The sequence below is a fragment of the Komagataeibacter europaeus genome (genome assembly GCF_002173515.1).
Taxonomy (GTDB): domain Bacteria; phylum Pseudomonadota; class Alphaproteobacteria; order Acetobacterales; family Acetobacteraceae; genus Komagataeibacter; species Komagataeibacter europaeus.
The window spans coordinates 1,922,501-1,937,769 of sequence record NZ_CP021467.1; the positions used below are offsets into that span (position 1 = coordinate 1,922,501).

General features: G+C 66.2%; 15 protein-coding genes (1 of these 15 cut by a window edge). 13 read left to right on the top strand and 2 right to left on the bottom strand.

The features are described 5' to 3' along the window. The 7 genes in view from hisB to S101446_RS08910 are tightly spaced (at most 31 nt apart) and all read left to right on the top strand, a layout consistent with a single transcriptional unit that may run on beyond the window. Positions 1 to 493, top strand: the 3' portion of a protein-coding gene (hisB, locus tag S101446_RS08880; RefSeq protein ID WP_087608181.1) for an imidazoleglycerol-phosphate dehydratase HisB. 104 nt of this gene lie to the left of the window's left edge; 493 of the gene's 597 nt are visible here — the last part of the coding sequence; the start codon falls outside the window, past its left edge; its stop codon occupies positions 491 to 493. Next, positions 490 to 870 (top strand): hypothetical protein, encoded by a 381-nt coding sequence (locus S101446_RS08885; RefSeq protein WP_087608182.1) that lies wholly within the window; start codon positions 490 to 492, stop codon positions 868 to 870. The genes hisB and S101446_RS08885 overlap by 4 nt, the downstream gene beginning before the upstream one ends. 8 nt (positions 871 to 878) lie before the next feature. Continuing rightward, positions 879 to 1,559 carry an imidazole glycerol phosphate synthase subunit HisH gene (gene hisH / locus S101446_RS08890; protein ID WP_010508183.1) on the top strand — a complete coding sequence of 227 codons (681 nt, stop codon included), beginning with the start codon at positions 879 to 881 and terminating at the stop codon, positions 1,557 to 1,559. Then, positions 1,556 to 2,908 carry a 1-(5-phosphoribosyl)-5-[(5-phosphoribosylamino)methylideneamino]imidazole-4-carboxamide isomerase gene (gene hisA / locus S101446_RS08895; RefSeq protein ID WP_010508181.1) on the top strand — a complete coding sequence of 451 codons (1,353 nt, stop codon included), beginning with the start codon at positions 1,556 to 1,558 and terminating at the stop codon, positions 2,906 to 2,908. The genes hisH and hisA overlap by 4 nt, the downstream gene beginning before the upstream one ends. Then, positions 2,908 to 3,669, top strand: a complete 762-nt coding sequence (hisF, locus tag S101446_RS08900) for an imidazole glycerol phosphate synthase subunit HisF (protein ID WP_087608183.1) — start codon at positions 2,908 to 2,910, stop codon at positions 3,667 to 3,669. Before hisA ends, hisF begins: the two co-directional genes overlap by 1 nt. A gap of 31 nt (positions 3,670 to 3,700) precedes the next feature. Beyond that, complete coding sequence (locus S101446_RS08905; RefSeq protein ID WP_019087142.1) at positions 3,701 to 4,114, top strand: phosphoribosyl-ATP diphosphatase; 414 nt, start codon at positions 3,701 to 3,703, stop codon at positions 4,112 to 4,114. A 28-nt stretch (positions 4,115 to 4,142) separates the two neighbouring features. Then, on the top strand, positions 4,143 to 4,520 hold the full coding sequence (locus S101446_RS08910) for a histidine triad nucleotide-binding protein (RefSeq protein WP_010508178.1): 378 nt from the start codon (positions 4,143 to 4,145) through the stop codon (positions 4,518 to 4,520). A gap of 116 nt (positions 4,521 to 4,636) precedes the next feature. On the opposite strand, the gene S101446_RS08915 is transcribed toward S101446_RS08910, so the two are convergent. After that, positions 4,637 to 6,514 (bottom strand): ABC transporter ATP-binding protein, encoded by a 1,878-nt coding sequence (locus tag S101446_RS08915; RefSeq protein ID WP_087608184.1) that lies wholly within the window; start codon positions 6,512 to 6,514, stop codon positions 4,637 to 4,639. A 96-nt stretch (positions 6,515 to 6,610) separates the two neighbouring features. Here S101446_RS08915 and nth point away from each other — a divergent pair, with 96 nt between their 5' ends. After that, the gene (nth, locus tag S101446_RS08920) at positions 6,611 to 7,330 is read left to right on the top strand and encodes an endonuclease III (protein WP_087608185.1); all 720 of its coding nucleotides are present in this window, start codon (positions 6,611 to 6,613) and stop codon (positions 7,328 to 7,330) included. Between the two features lie 120 nt (positions 7,331 to 7,450). On the opposite strand, the gene S101446_RS08925 is transcribed toward nth, so the two are convergent. Further along, on the bottom strand, positions 7,451 to 9,646 hold the full coding sequence (locus S101446_RS08925) for a ComEC/Rec2 family competence protein (RefSeq protein WP_087608186.1): 2,196 nt from the start codon (positions 9,644 to 9,646) through the stop codon (positions 7,451 to 7,453). Between the two features lie 115 nt (positions 9,647 to 9,761). Between S101446_RS08925 and gltX the strand changes: the two genes are divergently transcribed. From gltX to dprA, 5 genes are read left to right on the top strand one after another with little or no spacing between them, the layout of a single operon-like run. Then, positions 9,762 to 11,168, top strand: coding sequence for a glutamate--tRNA ligase (gltX, locus tag S101446_RS08930; protein ID WP_087608187.1), 1,407 nt, complete (start codon positions 9,762 to 9,764; stop codon positions 11,166 to 11,168). Further along, positions 11,161 to 12,126 carry an aspartate carbamoyltransferase catalytic subunit gene (locus tag S101446_RS08935; protein ID WP_010508173.1) on the top strand — a complete coding sequence of 322 codons (966 nt, stop codon included), beginning with the start codon at positions 11,161 to 11,163 and terminating at the stop codon, positions 12,124 to 12,126. The genes gltX and S101446_RS08935 overlap by 8 nt, the downstream gene beginning before the upstream one ends. After that, positions 12,123 to 13,418: a dihydroorotase gene (locus tag S101446_RS08940; RefSeq protein WP_019090901.1), complete on the top strand. Its 1,296-nt coding sequence runs from the start codon at positions 12,123 to 12,125 to the stop codon at positions 13,416 to 13,418. The genes S101446_RS08935 and S101446_RS08940 overlap by 4 nt, the downstream gene beginning before the upstream one ends. After that, the gene (gene plsY, locus S101446_RS08945; protein WP_019084975.1) at positions 13,415 to 14,053 is read left to right on the top strand and encodes a glycerol-3-phosphate 1-O-acyltransferase PlsY; all 639 of its coding nucleotides are present in this window, start codon (positions 13,415 to 13,417) and stop codon (positions 14,051 to 14,053) included. The genes S101446_RS08940 and plsY overlap by 4 nt, the downstream gene beginning before the upstream one ends. Next, complete coding sequence (dprA, locus tag S101446_RS08950) at positions 14,050 to 15,225, top strand: DNA-processing protein DprA (RefSeq protein WP_087608188.1); 1,176 nt, start codon at positions 14,050 to 14,052, stop codon at positions 15,223 to 15,225. The genes plsY and dprA overlap by 4 nt, the downstream gene beginning before the upstream one ends. Positions 15,226 to 15,269 lie beyond the last annotated feature (44 nt).

Genomic DNA, 15,269 nt, shown 5'->3' on the forward strand with positions numbered 1-15,269 from the left:
CATCGGTTTCCTGGACCACATGCTGACCGCCCTTGGCCGTCACAGCATGTGCGACCTGGAGATTACCGCCAGGGGCGACCTGCATATCGACTACCACCACACGGTGGAGGACACCGGCATCGCACTGGGCAAGGCCTTTGCCAGGGCCATAGGCGACAAGCGTGGCATCCGCCGTTACGGCAGTGCCACCGTGCCGCTGGATGAAGCGCTGTGCGAAGCGGTGGTGGACATTTCCGGCCGTCCCTTCCTGGCGTGGTCCGTCACCTTCGGGCGTGACAAGATCGGGGAAATGGATACCGAGCTGTTCGAGGAATTCTTTCGTGCCTTCGCCATGAGCGCACTGGTCACGCTGCACATCATCCAGCGTGCGGGGCATAACTGCCATCATATTGCCGAAGCGGCCTTCAAGGCGCTGGCCCGCGCGCTACGCACCGCAAGCGAGGCCGACCCACGCGCGGGCGGCATCATCCCGTCCACCAAGGGCAGCCTGTGACATTCTATTCCGCCCTGCTGCCACCCGTCCACGCCACGGGGGCGGCCGCATGGCCGGTCATGGTGGCGTGGCGCATGTCATGGCTGGTGCTGCTGTGCGGATGGGTCGGGCTGTTACTGCGTGGCTGCTGGATCAGCGGGCTGATCGCGGGGGGCGCGGCCATCATGATCGGGCGGCTGCTGCCGCTGCCGGTCGCCCTGCCGCTGCTGGGCGGGCTGCACCTTATCCTTGCGCTGAACGCCCCGGACCTGCGGCAGTGGGAACTGCGCCTGCGCGGCTACCGGCCCGCGCGCGGCGTTTACGCCACTGACCCCAAGGCAGCCCTGCTGCGCTGGATGGACCATGACCGGTCCCGCCCCCTTTCCCCCGTATCATGAGGCATCCCATGCCCACGCCCGCGCATCCATCCGCACAGTCCATCGTGGTGATCGACTATAACGGCGGCAACCTTGCCTCCGCCGCCCGCGCCCTGTCCCGCGCGGCACAGGACAGCGGCATTGACGCCACCGTCACCATCACCGCCGACCCGCAGGCCGTCATGCAGGCCGACCGGATCGTCCTGCCCGGGCAGGGCGCGTTCGCCGACTGCGCGGCGGGCCTGGCAGCGCGGCCCGGCCTGCATGACGCCATCGTGGACGCAACCGATAACGGCACGCCCTTCCTTGGCATATGCGTTGGCATGCAGCTTATGGCCGAACGCGGGCGCGAACATGGGGTTACACCGGGATTTGGCTGGATTGCGGGCGAAATCGCCCTTATGGACGCCCCCGGCCTGCGCCTGCCGCAGATGGGGTGGAACCAGCTGGAATTCACACCCAATGCCCATCCGCTGACCGAAGGCCTGCCGGTGGAAGCGCATGGCTATTTCGTCCATTCCTTCGCCCTGCGCGGATATGACCCGGCCGACATGGTGGCGACCACCGATTACGGCGGCACGGTGCCCGCCATCGTCGCGCGCGGCAACCGGGCGGGCACGCAGTTCCATGTGGAAAAGAGCCAGAAGGTCGGCCTGCGCATCCTGTCCAATTTCCTGCGCTGGACGCCTGCGCCGGATCACACGCCATGACACGGCAGGCCCCGACTGCCGGCACCATCCATGCCGAACGCGTGCAGCAGATGCATGAAGACGACCTGCATGCCCTGTGCGACGCGACCAACGCCGCCATTCTGGATGGGGGCGGGTTTGGCTGGCTGGCCCCCCCGCCGCGTGAAACGATGGAGCGGTATTTCCGTGGCGTCCTGCTGGTGCCCGAACGCCAGATGTTCGTCGCCCGGCTGGATGACATGATCGTGGGTTCGGCCCAGCTTGTGCGCCCGCCACGCAATAACGAAGCGCAGGCCATGAGTGCGACACTCATGCATTTCTATATCGCCCCCTACGCCCGCGGGCAGGGACTGGGCCGCCTGCTTCTGAACGAGGTGGAAAGCTGCGCGCGCAGCATGGGTTACCAGATCATCAACCTTGACGTGCGCGAAACCCAGACCGACGCGGTGCGCCTGTTCCGCAGCAGCGGCTTTCACCACTGGGGCACTCATCCCAGCTACGCCCGCACGGATGGCCGCACCGTGCGCGGCCTGTTTTTCACCAAGCGCCTGCAGGATGACGAGCGGATCGTACCCGCCCACCCGCAGGCGGCTTCAACCCCCATCCCTGCAGCAGGACATGCCCCCGTGACCGGACACAGCCTGACACTCTATCCCGCCATTGACCTCAAGGACGGCACATGCGTGCGGCTGCGCCGCGGGGAAATGGACAACGCCACCGTCTATTCCGATGATCCCGGCGCACAGGCGCGGGCGTGGATCGACGCAGGGTGTTCATGGCTGCATGTCGTGGACCTGAACGGCGCCTTTGCCGGGCGTTCGGCCAATACCGAAGCAATCGAATCCATCATCGCCAATGCATCGGTGCCCGTGCAACTGGGTGGTGGGCTGCGTGACCTGGAAAGCATCGGCAAATGGCTCAATGCCGGGATCAGCCGCGTGATCCTGGGGTCCATCGCGGTCAAGAACCCCGAACTGGTGCGCGAAGCCTGCCGCCTTTTCCCCGGCCGGATCGTAGCGGGCATTGACGCGCGCAGCGGGCAGGTCGCGACCGAAGGCTGGGCCGAGACATCTGAAATGAAGGCCGTGGAACTGGGCCAGCGCATGCAGGACGTGGGCGTTGCCGCCGTCATCTTCACCGAAATCAGCCGTGATGGCATGCTGACCGGCATTGATATCGAACAGACCGCCGACATGGCCAATGCCCTGTCCATTCCGGTCATCGCCAGCGGGGGGGTGGGCAACCTTGACCACCTTGCGGCCCTGCGCGCCGCGACCGCACAGGCGCCGGGCATCGAGGGCGTGATCGTGGGACGCGCGCTGTATGACGGGCGCATCGACCTGGGCGAAGCCCTGCGGGTTCTGGCCTGATGCTGAAGCTGCGCGTCATCCCCTGCCTGGATGTCAAGAATGGCCGGGTGGTCAAGGGCGTCAACTTCGTCTCGCTCCGTGACGCGGGCGACCCGGTGGAACAGGCGGCCGTGTATGACGCGGCGGGGGCGGATGAACTGACCTTCCTCGACATCACCGCCAGCAATGAAAACCGCGACACCATCCTTGATGTCGTCAGCCGCACGGCGGAACGCATATTCCTGCCGCTGACGGTGGGCGGCGGCGTGCGCACCACGGACGACATGCGCCGCCTGCTGCTGGCGGGTGCTGATAAATGCGCCATGAACTCGGCCGCCGTCTCGCGCCCCGAACTGGTCAGCGAAGCCGCGCAGAAATTTGGCAGCCAGTGCGTGGTCGTCGCCATTGACGCGCGCAGTGACGACCATGGATCATGGGAAGTCTACACCCATGGCGGCCGCACCCCCACGGGGCGTAACGTGATCGACTGGTGCCGCGAAGTGGCCGAACGTGGCGCTGGCGAAATCCTGCTGACCAGCATGGACCGCGATGGCACGGGCAAGGGATTCGACCTTGACCTGCTGCGCGCGGCGAATGCTGCAGTGCGCATTCCCATCGTGGCCTCTGGCGGGGTGGGGGAACTGGCGCATTTTGTCGAAGGCGCCCGCGCGGGGGCCACCGGCCTGCTGGCCGCCAGCGTGTTCCATTTCGGAGAGTTCACCATTCCGCAGGTCAAGCAGGCGCTGGCGGCAGCGGGCCTGCCGGTCCGCCTGAGCGACTGATACCCTTTTCCTGCCCATTCGGAGCATTGTGATGGCCAAGCCAGAAAAATCCCGCAAGAACGCCCCGGCAAAAGCCGCCGCCGCCAGCCTGAATCTGGAAGCGGTGGGCCCTGCCACCCCCGAAGTGCTGGACCGCCTGTTCGAGGTTGTGGAATCGCGCCGCGGCACGGACCCGTCAGTCAGCCATTCCGCCCGCCTGCTGGCGCGCGGCCGGCGCAAGATCGCGCAAAAATTTGGCGAGGAAGCTGTCGAATGCCTGATCGAGGCCGTGGCGGGCAACCGGGGCGAACTGGTCAGCGAAAGTGCCGACGTGCTGTACCACCTGATCGTGATGTGGGTGGATGCCGGGGTGAAACCGGCGGAAGTCTGGGCGGAACTGGCACGCCGCGAAGGCACCAGCGGCGTTGCCGAAAAGGCTTCGCGCCCGCGCGACCCGCTGGCCTGACCCCTCACCCGCAAACAGGAGAGTACCCATGGCCGTCAACGGCACCGGACCCTATGACCCGCAGAACGTGTTCGCCCGCATCCTGCGTGGTGAACTGCCGTGCAGGAAAGTGTATGAGGACGAATACGCCCTCGCCTTCCATGACATCGCTCCCAAGGCGCCGGTGCATGTGCTGGTCATTCCCAAGGGGCCATTCGTCTCCTTTGCCGATTTCAGCAGCAACGGCACGGAAGCCGAAATCACCGGCTTCACCCGCGCGGTGGGCAAGGTCGCGCGCGACCTGAAGCTGGAAGCCCCCGGCTACCGCCTGCTGTCCAATGTGGGCGTGGAAGCGGGACAGGAAGTGCCGCATTTCCATGTCCACCTGTTTGGCGGCAAGGCGCTGGGCGCCATGCTGCCGGGCTGAATGGTTATCTGGAAACAACCTGTCGATGGGAAAATAAAAGTTTCTGGGCGCTGCCTTTTTTAAACAAGGCGGCGTTCCCCGAAGCTTTCTGAAACAGGATAATTTCCCGGTAATGCCTATAGGGACTGGAGTTCAAACAGCCCGCGATAGATCCCGCCCTCACGCGTCATAAGGGCGTCGTGGGGGCCATCCTCGCACACCTGTCCGTGGCGGAAGACGATAATGCGGTCCAGTCCCATCACGGTGGACAGACGGTGGGCGATGACCAGCACGGTGCGTCCGGCCATCAGCCGCTCCATCGCCTGCTGGACCAGTGTTTCGGATTGCGAATCAAGGCTGGATGTCGCCTCGTCCATGATGACGATGCGGGCATGGCTTAAAAACGCACGAGCAATGGCGATGCGCTGGCGTTCCCCACCCGACAGCTTGACGCCGCGCTCGCCCACCATGGTGGCGTAACCGCGCGGCAGGCGGGCAATGAAGTCCGCCGCGTTGGCCTGCCGGGCCGCATGTTCGATTTCCGCCAGCGTGGCATCCGGCCGGCCATAGGCAATGTTTTCCGCCAGCGAACGGTGGAACAGCAATGGCTCCTGCGGCACGATGGCGATCTGCCCGCGCAGGCTGGACTGCGTGACGGTGGCGATATCCGTCCCGTCAATCATGATCCGTCCCCCCTGCACATCATACAGGCGCTGCAACAGCCGCGTCAGCGTGGTCTTGCCCGAACCCGACGGGCCGACAAGGGCCACCTTGCTGCCCGGCGCGATATCAAGGTTCAGGTCATCAAACAGCACCCTGCCATGCTGTCGTTCATAACCAAAGCGCACATGCGCGAAACGGATATGGCCCTGCGTCACCCGCAATGCCGCGGCGCCGGGGTGGTCGGCCACCGCGGGCTGCGTATGGAACAGGGTGACCAGTTCCTCCATTTCATTGACCGAACGCTGCACGACCGAGATCTGCTGGCCGATATCACGCAGATAGCCCTGGATCACGAACATCATCGTCAGCACATAGGCCACATCCCCCGGCCCCGCGCGGCCATGCATCCATAACAGCGCCACCCCCGCGATCAGCACCATGCGCATGATGAGGGCGGCAAGGTTCTGCAGATTGGCGCTGTCCGTCCCACGCAGCCATGACCGCACCGTGCGCTGCCGCCAGCGGCCCGCCACCCATGCCAGCCGCGCATCCTCCCGCGATTCCGCGCCGCATGCCTTCACCACCGCGTTGCATGTCACCGCATCGGACAGGGTCGCGCCCATGCGCGTGTCCCACGCATTCGCCAGGCGCGCGGAAGGCGCGACATAACGCAGCGTCAGCATGACCGACAGCGCCACCAGCGCTGCCGATCCCACCGCCAGCACCAGCCCCATCAGCGGCCAGTGAAACGCCAGCACGGCAGTCGTGGCGCACAGCACGATTCCCTCCGGCACCAGCATGAGCAGCAGCGTGTCCCCCAGCGTATCGACCGCCCCCATCCCGCGCGTGATGCGCCGCACGGTTGACCCGGCGAAGTTGGAAGCATGCCACTCACTGGAAAACCGCTGCACACGGGCGAACACTTCCGTCACGATGCCGGTCATGACGCGCGATGTCAGGTGGGTAATGCCGATATAGGCCGTACGCCGCGCAATGATGCCGCCCGATCCCAGCACGGTCAGGCCGATCACATCCCATATGGCGCGGTGGACCGCCGTCCGACCCGCCGGATGGGACACGTCGTTGACCAGCCAGCCCGCCACCAGCGGCATCATCACATCCGCCACGGTGGCCGCGGCGATCCCCGCCAGCGTCCACGCCAGAAAGCCGGGATGCGCGCGCCACCTGCGCCAGACAAAGCCCAGCACCGCGGAAAACTCATGTCGTCCCGATGCCGGGCGCGAGAAAAAGGATGCCATTGCCACCACGCCATGATGCAGGGAACCATGCGGCCATGCGTTCAGGGCACATGTACCGCCGGGGCCGGAACGACTACCCTTCGCGGTTGCCATGCGCAAGGACAATGACCCCGCCGGATGGCCGGATGATTTACACTGCACCCCGCAACGCCGCACAATGTCCGACGATCCACCGCCTGCGAGTACCAGATGACAACAGCCAAGACCCCGAAGAAACCCGCGCGTCGCGCCATGACGCTGGCGGAAGTGCGCGCCTTCATCACCCAACTGGCCGCCGCCAACCCGAATGCCGAAAGCGAACTGGATTTCGTGGACGACTACACCCTGCTGGTTGCCGTGGTACTGTCGGCGCAGGCGACCGATGCCTCGGTCAACAGGGCGACAAAGGCGCTGTTCCGTGATGCCCCCACGCCACAGGCCATGGTGGAACTGGGGGAGGAAAAGGTCGGCGCACATATCCGCACCATCGGGCTGTGGCGGACCAAGGCGCGCAATGTCGTGGCCCTGTCGCAGCAGCTGCTTGAACGTTTTGACGGCAAGGTGCCCTATGACCGCGCGGCCCTTGAATCCCTGCCCGGCGTGGGCCGCAAGACGGCAAACGTGGTGATGAACGTGGCGTTTGGCGACAGCACCATGGCGGTCGATACCCACATATTCCGCATTGGCAACCGCACGGGCCTGGCGCCGGGGACAACCCCGCGCGCGGTGGAAGACCAGCTTGTCCGCCGCATTCCCGCCGACATGCTGCGCCCCGCGCATCACTGGCTGATCCTGCACGGGCGCTATGTCTGCAAGGCCCGCAAGCCCGAATGCTGGCGTTGTCCCGCCTTTGACCCGTGCCAGTACCGCATGAAGGACGACCTGCGTGCGGTGGGGCCGGATAAGGCGGCGTCTTCTGAAGCTTTTTGAAAAAAGCTTCACCAAAAACTTTCTTAGACAGAACCTGCCATCCGCCGAGCGAGGACGATGGCCCGCGTGTGACAGATATCGTGACCGTACAATGGGGTGCGGTCACGACAGCAAACGATGCTATTCCGCCTGGGCCATGGGCAGGTCAGGCACGCCCGCCCCACCGGGCCGCATGACCCATGGCCGTGCCCCGCGCTCCTGCCGGTCAGACAGCGCCCTGATGCCGCCTGCACGGTCGGGATACAGGGCATAGGCCCCGTTGCGCCACATATCGAAACGCCCGATTACCATCACGCCGGGACACCCGCCCTGCCCCGACAGGTTCACAACCATGCGGGCGTCGCGGCATGACCCGCGCCCCGGCCCCCGGGCGGAAAGAAGCAGCAGGATGTCCCCGTCCCGCTCCCGCACGCGACATGCACCACCCCGGCAGGATAGCGGTCCCTGCCCCGCATCATCCGGCAGCACGCTGGCTTCCAGCCCCGTCACGCGCTGCCATTCCCGCAAAATGAACGGATCGGGGTGACCGCCGGGACCGGTCAGCAGCACATGCCCGCTCACAACACCCGCCATGCGCGCATCCGGCGACACCATCACCACCGGTTGCGCGCCCCACCATGGTGACATCAGCGCCAGCGCAACCGGCACGGCTCCCAGCAACCGACCCCGTCCACCCCACAGGCACAACCAGCACAACCCGGCAAAAAACAGCGCCAGCCCGCCATTGCCGATGGCCGGCACCCCGATACGCGCCACCGGCAGGCAGGCCACTTGCCGCGCCAGCCATGCAACCAGTCCGATCCCCCACCCCATGGGAACCAGCGCCAGCTTTTCCCACCCCGGCAGCATCAGCACGAAGGACAGCAGCCCCCACGGCATGATCCATACCGACATGAGCGGCACGGCCAGCAGGTTGGCCAGCACGAACCACGGCTGCACCGTGCCAAAATGCGCCATGCCGACCGGAATGCAGGCACTGCCCGCCAGCACACTGGCCAGCAGGGGATGGGCAAGCCGCCCGCCTATCCTGCGCCACCACGCCACGTCGTGCTCCCATGCCGACAGGTACGGACGCAGCGCGTCGAAACCGGCAATCAGCGCCATGACCGCCGCAGCCGACATCTGCAATGGGAGTTCGGCCACGTTTTCGGCGTTGAGGCACAGCAGGGCGGTCACGGCCACCGCCAGCGCCCGCATCGACACCACACGCCTGCCCACCATCAGCGCCACGACCGCAAGCCCCGCCATGAACAGGCTGCGCTGCGCCGGCAGGTGCGCGCCGGTAATGATGACATATCCCCCGCCGGCCAGCAGCGCGCAGACCGCCGCGATCTGCCGGCATGGCCAGAACAGCGCCGCGCGTTCGGACAGCGCCAGCCCCATGCGCACCCCCGCCATGACCAGTCCCATGACAATGACAAGGTGCAGCCCGGCAACAGCCAGCAGGTGGGCCAGCCCCGCATCGGCAAAGGCGTCACGCACGCCGGGTGCAATCGCCCCGTCCGCCCCCGCCAGCACGGTTGCCGCGATATCGCCGCGCATGCCCGGCAGGGCCGCGCGAATCCGCACGGCCATGGTCTGGCGCAGGCTGGCGATGCGGGCAGACAGGCCGGAGGGAGCATGGCCATGCCGGCATGTCACGTCATCCAGCGCGCGCGCATTCCCCGCACGCCCGTCAAACCATGCGCGGCGCTGGGCATCATACCCCCCCGGCAGGGCGGGAAACGCTGGGGGCGAAAGCATGACGCGCGCCAGCAGCGTGTCACCGGGCGCGGGGACACACACGTCATCGGGCCGCAGCCGCAGCACCAGCACACGGCGCAGCGGTGGCATGCCGGTATTGATGCCATCAAGGAAGCGGACATCCGCCAGACGCACGCGCCATGCCGGCGTGCCATCGCGCAGGACCTGCGCGTCCGCATCCAGCACACGCCCCGTCAGATGCACCGCCCGGCGGGGCAGGTCGGGAAAGGGCGGCATGTGATGCGCCTGCACCCAGGCCACCAGCGCTCCCGCCGTACATGCCCCCAGCACACCGCAGCCGATGCGCACCGGCAGCCCCGTCCCCCATACCAGCCGCGCGGTGACGCACCCCGCAACCACCGTGGCGGCTCCCCATGCCCAGATGATCGATGGTTCCCATGACAGCGTGAAATACAGCGCCATACCCGCCGCCAGCAGGACAGGCAGCCACAGCACGAACCGGGCATGCTGCCCCCACAGCCATGCACCGACACCCACACACATGCGTAACACCCCCGCCCGGATGCGGTCGATATTCTGGCCCGGCAGGACAACCCCCGTCATGATCTGCACCCGTGCTGGCGGCCATGCCCATGCGTGGCCGGAATGCACACCCTAACGGCCCGGATGGCACACAGGCCAGACTGCCCCCTGTCAGCAGGGCGAAAACATGCTAAAGAACCGGCTCATGACTGTCCGTACCCGCTTCGCTCCCAGCCCCACCGGCCTGCTGCATATCGGCAACGCCCGTGCCGCCCTTTTCAATTTCCTCTATGCCCGCCACCACGGCGGCCAGTTCCTGCTCAGGATCGAGGATACCGACCGAGAACGCTCGACCCAGCAGGCGGTCGATGTGCTGTTCGACGGGCTGGCGTGGATGGATATCCACCCGGATGAAAAGCCGGTGTTCCAGTCCACACGGCAGGCACGCCATACCGAAGTGGCGCATGAACTGCTGGAAAAGGGTCTGGCCTACCGCTGCTACTGCACGGCGGATGAACTGAAGGAAATGCGCGAGAAGGCGATGGCCGAGGGCCGTCCCCCCCGCTACAACGGCATGTGGCGCGACCGCGATCCGTCCGAAGCCCCCGCCAACACCCCCTATACCATCCGCATCAAGGCCCCGCGTGAGGGTGAGACCACCATCCATGATCTGGTGCAGGGCGACGTGCGCGTGGCCAATGCCGAACTGGATGACATGATTATCCTGCGTGCCGATGGCACTCCGGTTTACCAGCTGGCCGTGGTGGTGGATGACCATGACATGGACATCACCCATGTCATCCGGGGCGATGACCACCTGACCAACACCTTCCGCCAGGCCATGATCTACCGCGCCATGGGCTGGGACCTGCCGCATTTCGCCCACCTGCCGCTGATCCACGGGCCGGACGGCGCCAAGCTGTCGAAGCGGCACGGCGCGCAGTCCGTGGTCGAATTCCGTGACATGGGCTACCTGCCCGAAGCGCTGGACAACTACCTGCTGCGCCTTGGCTGGGGCCATGGCGATGCCGAGATCCTGTCGCGCGAAGAACAGATCAGGCTGTTCGACCTTGACGGCGTGGGCCGTTCGCCCTCGCGCATGGATTACGCCAAGCTGCTGTACATCAACGGCGTATGGCTGCGTCAGGCCGATGACACGCGCCTGACCAATGACGTGATGGAACGCCTGGGCAAGATGGAAGGCGTTGATACCTCCGACGCCACGCGGGCAAAGGTACTGTCCCTTATGCCGGGGCTGAAGGAACGCGCAAAGACGCTGGTGGAACTGGCTGACAATGCCGCCTTCCTTGGCCGTTCGCTGCCGCTGTCGTTCAATGCGAAGGCTGAAAAGCTGCTGACGCCGGAAAACCGCGTCATGCTGGGCAGGCTGGCCGAAGCCCTGAAGGCGACCGGGCCGTTTACCAAAGAAGACATCGACGCGACCCTGCGCCAGTTTGCCGAAACGCATGAGATGAAGCTGGGCAAGGTGGCGCAGCCGCTGCGCGCCGCCGTGACCGGCAGCACCATGTCGCCCGGCATTGATGACACGCTGGCAGCCCTTGGCCGTGACGAAGTGCTGGCGCGCATCAACGCGGTTGCCGCCCATGAGTGAGCGCGGCAGCCATGGCAGCAATGTCTTCCTGACCCGGCCCGCGCGCCACCTGCTGGGGGTGCAGGGCATGCATCCCGGCCGGATCACGCCCATCCTTGACCTGGCGGAACATTACGCCCTGCTCAACCGGTCGCGCAAAACCCCGCGCGACCTGCTGCGCGGCCGCACGCTGATCAACCTGTTTTTCGAGGACAGCACCCGCACCCGCACCTCGTTCGAGCTTGCGGGCAAGCGGCTGGGCGCGGATGTGGTGAACATGACGGTCGCCAGTTCCTCGGTCAACAAGGGGGAAACGCTGCTGGATACGGCAGCCACCCTGAACGCCATGCATACCGACCTGCTGGTGGTGCGTCATTCGCAGTCCGGCGCCCCTGCCCTGCTGGCGCAGAAGGTGCAGGCCAGCGTGGTCAATGCCGGTGACGGCACGCATGAACACCCGACACAGGCGCTGCTGGACGCCCTGACCATCCGCCGTCACTTCGGCATGTTCGAAGGGCTGACCATCGCCATATGCGGGGATGTGAGCCATAGCCGTGTTGCACGCTCCAACATCCACCTGCTGACCGCCATGGGCTGCCAGGTGCGCGTGGTGGGGCCGCCGACACTGGTGCCCGGCGCGATCGGGGCGCTGGGGGTTAGCATCCACCACACGATGGAAGACGGGCTGCGCGGGGTGGACGTGGTGATGATGCTGCGTGTGCAGCGCGAGCGCATGAAGGGCACGCAGGTACCCAGCGCGCGCGAGTATTTCCGTTTCTACGGGCTGGATAACAGGCGTCTGGCGCTGGCGAAGCCGCATGCGCTGGTCATGCATCCCGGCCCGATGAACCGGGGTGTGGAAATCGACAGCCGTGTTGCCGATTCCGACCAGAGCGTGATCCGCGAACAGGTGGAAATGGGGGTTGCCGTGCGCATGGCGGTTCTGGACATCCTTGCGCGTGGGGGAGATGGCGCATGAAGCCGGTCCTGTTTGAAAACGTCCGCCTGATCGATCCCGCCAGCGGCCTTGACCGCCCCGGCCGCCTGCTGGTGCGCGACGGGGTGATTGCCGGCACCGACCTGCCGCAGGCCGAAGGCGCACCGGAAGGGGCCGATATCATTGACGGCGGCGGCCAGCTTGTCCTGTGTCCCGGCCTGGTGGACATGCGGGTGACAATTGGCGAACCCGGCTATGAATACCGTGAAACGGTGCTGTCCGCCGCAAGGGCGGCAGTGACCGGTGGCATCACCACCATCGCCGTGCTGCCCAACACCAGCCCGACCATCGACAACCCCGCCCTTGCGCGCCTGCTGCGCGCGCGCGGCGTGGAAACGGGCATGATCGACATCCTGCCCTATGGCGCGCTGACACGGGAATGCGCGGGCACGGAAATGGCGGAAATCGGCCTGCTGGCCGAAGCGGGCGCCATTGCCTTTACCGATGGTCCCCATGCCATTGCCGACAGCCGGACCATGCGACAGATGCTGACCTACGCGCGGGGCTTCGACGCGCTGATCGTCCAGCATCCCGAAGACCCGTCACTGTCGCGCGGCGGGTGCGCGACCGATGGCGAACTGGCGACCCGCCTTGGCCTGCCGGGCATCCCGGCGGCGGCCGAGGCCATCCTGATCGCGCGCGACCTCCGCCTTGCGCGCATGACGGGCGGGCGGCTGCATTTCGGCCATGTCTCCACCGCCGAGGGACTGGACCTGATCCGCGCGGCGAAGGCCGATGGCGTCAGGGTGACATGCGATACCGCGCCACCCTATTTCGACCTGAATGAAACCGTGATCGGGGACTTCCGCACCTATGCCAAGCTGTCGCCACCGCTGCGTGCGGAAGCGGACCGGCAGGCCGTATGCGCGGCACTGGCCGATGGCACGATCGACGCCATCGCATCCGACCATATGCCGTGCGACGCGGATGACAAGCGCCAGCCCTTTGCCGTGGCGTCCGCCGGGGGAACGGGACTGTGCACGCTGCTGGCCGTAACCCTGGCGCAGGTGCATGCTGGCAATATCGGCATGATGGACGCCCTGGGCCTGCTGACCCATCGCCCTGCCGCCGTGCTGCGCAGCGGGGCCGGAACGCTGGCCGCTGGCAGTCCCGCCGACCTGTGCCTGTTCAACCCCGATACGGGGTGGATCGTGCGGGCGGGCGAACTGCCGGGCAAGGCCCAGAATACGCCCTTTGACGGTCGCGCGCTGGAAGGCCGCGTGCTGGGCACGTGGAAGAACGGACGACGCGTCTTCGGGGCCACCGCCGCATGATATACGGCATCCCCACCTATGACATGCCGCTCATGGCGGCGGTTGCGTTCCTGTCCTACCTGATCGGCAGCATTCCCTTCGGGCTGGTGCTGACGGCGCTGTCGGGCAATGGGGACATCCGCAAGATCGGGTCGGGCAATATCGGGGCCACCAACGTGCTGCGCACCGGGCGCAAGGGACTGGCGGCGGGCACGCTGGCGCTGGATGGCACGAAGGGAGCATTCGCGGTTTTCTGCGCTTTCGTACTGTGCCCGTTCCATACACTGGCCGCCGAATCCCTTGCCGCCATCTTTGCCGTGGCGGGGCACTGCTTTCCCGTGTGGCTGAAATTCCGTGGTGGCAAGGGGGTCGCGACCGGGCTGGGCTGCATACTGGCGCTGATGCCAGGCGTCGGGCTGTGCTGCTGTGCGTTGTGGCTGATTTTTGCCAAGGTCACGCGCATTTCATCCGCGGGCGCGATCATTGCCTTTGCCGCCCTGCCGCTGCTCATGATCCGGCCGGGACGGATCGACTTTTCCTCCCCCGCCTATGTCGCGGGCTGCCTGATCGCGGCGATGATCCTGATCCGCCATCATGCCAACATCACCCGCCTGCTGAAGGGCACGGAACCAAGGATCGGCCAGAAAAGCGCATGAGCGTGCCCGATGCCGCCACGGTGCTGGCCTGCCTGCGGCTGGCGCGAACGGACGGCATCGGCCCGGTCAGCTACCGCCGCCTGGTCCGCACGCATGGCAGCGTGCATGCGGCGGTCGACATGCTTGAACGCGGGGCCACCCGCATAAGCCGCAGCGTGGGGCCGATATGCCCACGTGATGACGCGCTGCGCGAAATCGACCGCCTGCAGGCCATGGGCGCGCACCTGCTGGTGCATGGGCAGCCCGGCTATCCCCCCCTGCTGGGCCGCCTGCATGACGCGCCGCCGGTCTTGGGCGTTCTGGGTGATCCGGCACTGCTGGCGAATCGCATGGTGGGCATCGTGGGTGGGCGCAATGCGTCCTCGGGCGGGGTCCGCATGGCGGAAAGCCTTGCCGCCCTGCTGGCTGCCCAGGGCGTGGATACCGTATCGGGGCTGGCGCGCGGGATCGACGCCGCCGCCCATCGCGGCGCGATGACCGCGGGCCGCACGGTGGCGGCCATTGCGGGGGGACTGGACTGTCCCTATCCGCCTGAACATGCCGCCCTGCAGGACCAGATCGCACGCACTGGCGCGGTTGTGACCGAAGCCCCGCCGGGCACCGTGCCACAGGCGCGGCATTTCCCGCGCCGCAACCGGCTGATTGCGGGTCTGGGGCTGGGTTGCGTCGTGATCGAGGCGGCACTGCGTTCAGGCAGCCTGATTACCGCACGCATGGCGCTGGAGTATGACCGCACCATATTTGCCGTGCCCGGATCGCCACTGGACCCGCGCTGCCACGGCAGCAACGACCTGTTGCGCCAGGGCGCGGTGCTGACGGAAAACGAACGTGATATCTTGCGTGAACTTCCTGAATTCATGGAAGAAACCACACTGTTCCCCCTGCAGGCGCCGCCGTCTTCTTCCGCTGCGCATGGTCCTGTCCCGCGCCATGAATCCCGGCCACGGGCAATGCCTGCGCCGCCGCCTGCCCCACCACCAGCGGGGACGGGCGACCTGCATGAAATGATAGAGGGTTTTCTATCTTTCACACCATCGCCTGTTGACGATCTCGTACGGCGCTGCCAGTTCTCGACAGCAGCAGTCCTGACCGTCCTGTCGGAAATGGAGATTGCGGGCACGATCGAATTCCTTGCGGGGGATATGGTCGTGCGGCGTCCACCCCCTGCCTGACAGCCGGGATTATACAAGGTTTTAGAATCGTGATCCGGAGACAG